The sequence below is a fragment of the Pseudomonas sp. P5_B2 genome (assembly GCF_056400445.1).
This window is the reverse complement of record NZ_JBFULH010000422.1, coordinates 1-3,600: the sequence shown is the minus strand read 5'-3', so window position 1 is coordinate 3,600 and position 3,600 is coordinate 1. Positions and strand designations below refer to the sequence as shown.

Genomic DNA, 3,600 nt, shown 5'->3' with positions numbered 1-3,600 from the left:
GGTAGAACGTCAGCAACCAGGCACAGACCGCCAGCAGCGCGGCGGGCGGGTAAAGCCCGATCAGCATGCCGGCAGCGGTGGCGACACCTTTGCCGCCGCGAAAGCGGAAGTACACTGGAAACAGATGGCCAATGACGGCGCAGATGCCGATCCAGGCTTGTTCTTGCAGCGAAAGGCCCGCAAGGCCAGCAAACAGTACGGGCAACAGGCCTTTGCAGAGGTCGCCAAGCAAAGTCAGGATGGCGAGTTTCTTGCCGGCCAAGCGCAACATGTTGGTGGCGCCGGCATTGCCCGAGCCACTCATTCGCGGATCGGGATTCCCGGTCAGGCGGCTGAGCAAAATGGCGAAGGACAGAGAGCCAAGCAGGTAGGCGAGGATCGCCAATAACCAAAACATGCTAACTATTCCGGGCGAGGACGCCCTGATTCTAACGGCGCATTGCGCCCTTGTCGTGCAGTGGAGAAGAGTGCTTGGACAGAGTGTTTATCGAGGGTCTGGAAGTCGACACCGTGATTGGTGCCTACGACTGGGAGCGAGGCATCCGGCAATGCCTGCGTCTTGACCTGAGCTTCGCCTGGGACAATCGCCCGGCGGCAGCCGGTGATGACCTGACCCTGGCGCTCGATTACGCCAGTGTTTCATCGCGCATCCAGGCATTTGCCGAGCAAGCGCAGTATCAACTGGTCGAGACCTTTGCCGAGCGTCTGGTCGAATTGCTGATGAGCGAATTCAATATCACCTGGATGCGTCTCAAGCTGACCAAGCCTGGCGCTGTCCCGGCGGCCACCGGTGGTGTGGGCGTGGAGATTGAGCGCGGATGTCGCTGACTCAGGTGTACCTCGGGCTCGGTAGCAATATCGAGCGTGAAACCCATTTGCAGGCGGGTCTGGAGGCTTTGGTGGCGTTTTTGGTGGATATCCGCTGTTCGGCCGTGTTCGAAAGCCAGCCGGTGGGCATCAAGAGCGGACCGTTCTTCAATTTCGTGGTGTCGGCGTACACCGATCTGTCGTTGATGGAGTTGGACCGTCGACTGAAATTCATCGAGGCCGACAATGGTCGGTATGCGCCGGACCGCAAGGGTTTGCCGCTGGATATCGACGTGCTGTTGTTTGGTGATCTGGTGGGCAATTTCGATGGTTTGATCCTGCCGCGGGCAGAGATTCTCAAGAATGCTTTTGTGTTGTGGCCGTTATCGCTGATCGCGCCGGATCGAGTGCATCCGGGCGCAGGCAAAAGCTTTGCGACGTTGTGGGGCGAAGCGCAGATTGATCAGGTGTTGGCGCCGGTGGCGTTTGAGTGGCGCGGTGAGCAGCTGACTCCTTCGAATTTGTTGTAAGGCGAAAGACGCCTTCGCGAGCAGGATCGCTCCCACAGGGGATATGCAAAACCTGTGGGGACGAGCCTGCTCGCGAAGCTTTTCAGGCAGACGCCTCTTCCTTGTAGGCTTTCAACGCTTTGAGCCGCTCACGCTTGATCGCCTCACCCAGTTCCGGCCCCTTGAACCCCTTCTCCAGCAACGGCTGAACCGCCACGCTCCGGGCTGACATCGCCGCCCCGCGCAAATAATCCGCCTGTGGATAACTTCTCTGCTCCAGACCTTTACGCCCGCGCGCGTCCATTTCGCACGCTGCGATAAATTCCTCAAAGCGCTGCGGCCGACGGTAAACGTCAAAGCTTTGCAGCAACTCTAGCAAAGTCGAAGGTTTCAGCTCCAGGGCGCGATGGCTGTGGGTGTGATACTGCCCGACCAACAGCGCCAGTTCCTGGCAATCTTTCGGTGCCTTGAAGCGTTCGTTGACCGATTTGATCAGCTTCAGGCCCGTGTGCTCGTGGGCAATATGGCGTGGCCATTCTTCTTCGGGTGTCAGCCCCTTACCCAAGTCGTGCAGCAGGCAGGCCCAACGCACGGTCAGCGGTTGCTTATGCAAGGCTGATTGCTCAAGCACACTCAGGGTGTGCAGGCCGGTGTCAATTTCCGGATGGTGAGCTTCCGGTTGTGGAACACCGAACAGCGCGTCGACTTCCGGCATCAGCGCCTTGAGTGCGTCGCACGCACGCAGCACCTCGATGAACACTTGCGGCTGATCCTCCATCAATGCCCGGGAGATTTCTTTCCAGCTGCGTTCAGCGGTCAAGGCCTCCAGTTCGCCGGACTCACTGAGTTGGCGCATCAATGCCAGGGTCTCAGGCGCGACGGTAAAACCCAGCGCCGCATACCGCGCAGCAAAGCGGGCAACGCGCAGGACCCGGAGTGGATCTTCGGCGAAAGCAGGGGAAACGTGACGCAACAGGCGCGCTTCAAGATCGCGTTGGCCATGGTAAGGATCGGTCAGATTCTGCTGATCATCTTCGGCCATGGCATTGATTGTCAGGTCGCGACGGATCAAGTCTTCTTCGAGGGTGACTTCGGGGCTGGCGTGAAAAGTGAAGCCCCCGTAACCGCGTCCACTTTTGCGTTCAGTGCGGGCAAGGGCGTATTCCTCACCGCTTTTTGGGTGAAGAAATACCGGGAAGTCCGCGCCCACCGGGCGAAACCCCTTGGCGAGCATTTCTTCGGTCGTGGCACCCACCACCACCCAGTCGATATCGGTGACAGGTTTGCCCAGCAGGCGATCTCGCACCGCACCACCGACTTTATAAATCTGCATAAAAAACCTCCGTTAGCTCGACAGAATAACCGTTGCGCCGAACTTTCGGAGGTTCAAACCCGCTCAAAGGTGAATGACGGCCAGGTCCAGCCGTCCGTAATCTCCTTCGCTGTGCTCACTTCTGGGTGGTACGTGATGGGTTTTCATGACCTGATCCCCCTGCAGTGTTTCGAGGTGAATATCAAAGCCCCACAGGCGGTGCAGGTGCTTGAGTACTTCCTCGGTGGACTCTCCCAGTGGCTTGCGATCATGTTGCTGGTGCCGCAGGGTAAGGGATCGGTCGCCGCGCCGGTCAATGCTGTAAATCTGCACGTTAGGCTCGCGATTCCCCAGGTTGTATTGCGCCGCGAGGGTTTCACGGATGATGCGATAGCCATCTTCATCGTGGATCGCTGGCACCAGCAGGTCGTCCTTCTGGTCGTCATCGAGAATGCTGAACAATTTCAGGTCACGGATCACTTTCGGTGACAGGTACTGCAGGATGAAACTCTCATCCTTGAAGCTGCTCATGGCGAACTTGATCGACGACAGCCAGTCGGTGCCGGCGATTTCCGGGAACCAGTGGCGATCTTCGTCGGTGGGTTCTTCGCACATGCGCCGGATGTCGCGGTACATGGCAAACCCGAGGGTGTAAGGGTTGATTCCGCTGTAGTAAGGGCTGTCAAAGCCCGGCTGAAAGACCACGCTGGTGTGGGACGTCAGGAACTCCATCATGAAACCGTCAGTGACCAGGCCTTCGTCGTACAGGTCGTTCATCAACGTGTAATGCCAGAACGTGGCCCAGCCTTCGTTCATCACCTGGGTCTGGCGCTGTGGATAAAAGTATTGAGCAATCTTGCGCACGATCCGCACGATTTCCCGCTGCCACGGCTCCAGTAGCGGCGCGTGTTTTTCGATGAAGTACAGGATGTTTTCCTGAGGTTCGGCGGGGAAGCGCGCATTGTCCTTGTC

The 3,600-nt window shown here is 58.2% G+C and carries 5 protein-coding genes; 2 read left to right on the top strand and 3 right to left on the bottom strand.

Annotated elements, in window-relative coordinates; translation table 11 throughout:
- Nucleotides 1–397: glycerol-3-phosphate acyltransferase (locus AC1DRJ_RS21685; RefSeq protein WP_477803944.1), on the bottom strand; the 397-nt coding region annotated here is incomplete at its 3' end.
- A 74-nt stretch (nucleotides 398–471) separates the two neighbouring features.
- Here AC1DRJ_RS21685 and folB point away from each other — a divergent pair.
- Entirely contained in the window at nucleotides 472–828 is a 357-nt protein-coding gene (gene folB / locus AC1DRJ_RS21680; RefSeq protein WP_477803943.1) for a dihydroneopterin aldolase, read from the top strand.
- The gene (folK, locus tag AC1DRJ_RS21675; protein WP_477803942.1) at nucleotides 819–1,337 is read left to right on the top strand and encodes a 2-amino-4-hydroxy-6-hydroxymethyldihydropteridine diphosphokinase; all 519 of its coding nucleotides are present in this window, start codon (nucleotides 819–821) and stop codon (nucleotides 1,335–1,337) included. Before folB ends, folK begins: the two co-directional genes overlap by 10 nt.
- An 82-nt stretch (nucleotides 1,338–1,419) precedes the next feature.
- On the opposite strand, the gene AC1DRJ_RS21670 is transcribed toward folK, so the two are convergent.
- Together AC1DRJ_RS21670 and AC1DRJ_RS21665 are read right to left on the bottom strand one after the other, a co-directional pair.
- The gene (locus AC1DRJ_RS21670) at nucleotides 1,420–2,649 is read right to left on the bottom strand and encodes a multifunctional CCA addition/repair protein (protein ID WP_477803941.1); all 1,230 of its coding nucleotides are present in this window, start codon (nucleotides 2,647–2,649) and stop codon (nucleotides 1,420–1,422) included.
- Nucleotides 2,650–2,712: 63 nt separating this feature from the next.
- Nucleotides 2,713–3,600, bottom strand: an 888-nt coding sequence (locus AC1DRJ_RS21665; protein ID WP_477803940.1) for a SpoVR family protein, incomplete at its 5' end; no start/stop codon positions are given.

Coding starts and splice junctions, on each gene's coding strand:
- folK (WP_477803942.1), top strand. CDS start 819: ATGTCGCTGACTCAGGTGTACCTCGGGCTCGGTAGCAATATCGAGCGT.
- AC1DRJ_RS21670 (WP_477803941.1), bottom strand. CDS start 2,649: ATGCAGATTTATAAAGTCGGTGGTGCGGTGCGAGATCGCCTGCTGGGC.